The 2,258-nt window shown below is 77.3% G+C and carries 3 protein-coding genes and 1 pseudogene; all 4 read right to left on the bottom strand.

Features of this window, described 5'->3' with window-relative positions; translation table 11 throughout:
- Positions 1-609 (bottom strand): thiamine pyrophosphate-binding protein (locus amrb99_RS49220; RefSeq protein ID WP_277820250.1); only part of this gene is annotated, 609 nt, incomplete at its 3' end.
- Positions 606-1,379, bottom strand: coding sequence for a cyclase family protein (locus amrb99_RS49215; protein ID WP_190869000.1), 774 nt, complete (start codon positions 1,377-1,379; stop codon positions 606-608). The genes amrb99_RS49220 and amrb99_RS49215, both read right to left, overlap by 4 nt.
- A 105-nt stretch (positions 1,380-1,484) precedes the next feature.
- Positions 1,485-1,988: a MarR family transcriptional regulator gene (locus amrb99_RS49210; RefSeq protein WP_190868999.1), complete on the bottom strand. Its 504-nt coding sequence runs from the start codon at positions 1,986-1,988 to the stop codon at positions 1,485-1,487.
- Positions 1,989-2,032: 44 nt separating this feature from the next.
- A pseudogene (locus tag amrb99_RS49205) lies at positions 2,033-2,258 on the bottom strand (hypothetical protein); the annotation flags it as partial.

Below are 2,258 nucleotides of genomic sequence, written 5' to 3'. Positions count from 1 at the left end.
GGCGGCGCGCACGCGTTCGACCCGCCGTTCCCCTGCCACTCCTACTTCCTCGGCGCGGGCAAGTACGGCCTCACCCAGCTGCAGAACCTGGCCCGCCTGCCGGTCCGCGTCCCCGGCGGGCAGCTCCGCGCCCTGGACGTCCAGCGGCAGCCCGAGCAGCACCGTGCGGCGCTCCGCGAGCGCGGTGCGGCAGGCCCGCGCCACATCGGCGAGCGCGGTCTCCGGGGAGTGCACCCGCTCCGGGACGGCGCCGACGGCCGCCGCGAGCGCGGCCTGGTCGATCCGGAAGTTCGAGCGGACCGCCGACGCGGCCACCTCGCCGGCCAGCACCAGCAGCGGCGTGCGGCTCTTGGCGGCCTCGGCGATGCCGGTGACGGCGTTGGTGAGGCCCGGCCCCTGGTGCACCGACACCACCCCGAGCCCGCCGCTCACCCGCGCGTAGGCGTCCGCCATCGTGGCCGCCCCGCCCTCGGTGCGGGCGGCGACGAAGCGGGCGCCGTGCGCGGCGAGCGCGTTGGTGACGTGGAAGTTGCCGCTGCCCACCACGCCGAACACCGTCTCGGCGCCGAGGCGGGCGAGGGCCTCCCCCACGGCCTCCGCGACGATCATCGCTCGACCAGGGCCAGCACGCGGGCCGGGCTGCCGGAGCCGCCGACGATCGGCAGCGGCGCGGCGACCAGCACGGCGCCGCGGACCGGCAGGCGGGCCAGGTTCTGCAGCTGGGTGAGGCCGTACTTGCCCGCGCCGAGGAAGTAGGAGTGGCAGGGGAACGGCGGGTCGAACGCGTGCGCGCCGCCCGCGTCGGTGCCGACCGTCTCCACCCCGAGGCCGAGCAGCGGCGTCTCCTCCGCCAGCCAGCGGGCGCACTCCGGCGAGACGCCCGGCGCGTGCGAGCCGTTCTCGTCGGCGTTGAGGAACTCCTCCTGGTCGCCGGAGCGCGCGTCCCAGCCCGTCCGGTACAGCAGCCAGCCGCCGTCGGGCAGCGGGCCGTTCGCCCGCTCCCACGCGCGGACGTGGTCGATCTCCAGCAGGAAGTCGGGGTCGGCGGCGGCGTGCTCGGAGGCGTCGAGCACGACCGCCGGGGCGACGAGCCGTCCGGCGGGGACCTGCGCGACGTCCTCGCCGTCGCGGCCGGTCGCCCAGTGCACGGGCGCGTCGAAGTGGGTGCCGACGTGCTCGCCGGTCGTGATGTCGTTCCAGTACCAGGCGGGCCCGCGGTCGTCGTACCGGCTGATCTCCCGCAGCGAGAAGGGGACCGTGTTCGCGAACGGCTCGGGCAGCCGCAGGATCGGCGTCCGGTCCGACAGCGGGGCGGTGAGATCGACGATCTCCACCGAGCCGGCGGCGAGGGCGGCGAGGAGCTGGTCGAGGACGGGCATCGTTCCTCCGGGCGGAGCGTACGGGCTGGGGGGTCTCGCGCGGGGCGATCCGAACGTACCGCAGATGCGCCTGTTCGCAGGGTCACCCGGCGCAGGTGCGCCGCCCTATCCGATCAGTCCGCCGAGCCTTCCCTCCAGGACGACGAGCAGCTCGGCGAGCGCGCCGGCGAGCGCGTCGCGCCGGTCCTCCGGCAGCCCCGACAGCAGCGCGGACTCGTACCCCACCTGGTCCGGCATGATCCGGTCGATCAGCGCCCGGCCGTCCTCGGTGAGCGCGAGGTGCTGGACCCGCCGGTCCCGCTCGTCGGGGCGCCGCTCGACCAGGCCGCGCTCCTGCAGCCGGCGCACCCGCTTGGTCACCGCGGCGCCGGAGGAGAACGTCTCGCGGGCGAGGCGGGTCGGGGTGACGCCGGGCCCGAGCCGGCGCAGCGCGGTGAGCACGTCGAACTCGGCCCGGACGAGCCCCTCGCGGCTCAGCGGGCCCTCCTCGGCCTGCTGCAGCAGCGCGGCGCAGCGGGTGATGCGCCCGATGACCGCCAGCGGGGCGGTGTCCAGCCCGGGATGGATGGCCCGCCACTGGCGGATCACCTCGGCGACCACGTCCTCCACGCCCGCCTCCCCCTCCGCGTGCCGTCCGGGCGATCGTACGCCCGTCACGCGGCGCGGGACCCGGGGCCGCGGCCGGGCGCGAGCGCGGCGAGGGCCCGGTGCCCGTCGCGTTCGGCGCGTTCGACCCGTTCCGCGGGCAGTGCCCCCTGCCACCACTCGCCGGACGCGACGTCGACCGCGTCCCGCACGTCGACCAGCGCGGACGCCAGGCGGTCGCGGGCCCGCGCGGCCTCCGCCGGGTCCGGGGCGCCGTCGCCGAGCGCGCGGGCG

The organism is Actinomadura sp. RB99, from assembly GCF_014706005.1.
In the GTDB taxonomy this organism is placed as follows: Bacteria; Actinomycetota; Actinomycetes; order Streptosporangiales; family Streptosporangiaceae; genus Spirillospora.
The sequence above is the reverse complement of the archived record's forward strand: the minus strand, read 5'-3'. Positions and strand labels throughout refer to the sequence as shown.

Coding starts and splice junctions, on each gene's coding strand:
- amrb99_RS49215 (WP_190869000.1), bottom strand. CDS start 1,379: ATGCCCGTCCTCGACCAGCTCCTCGCCGCCCTCGCCGCCGGCTCGGTG.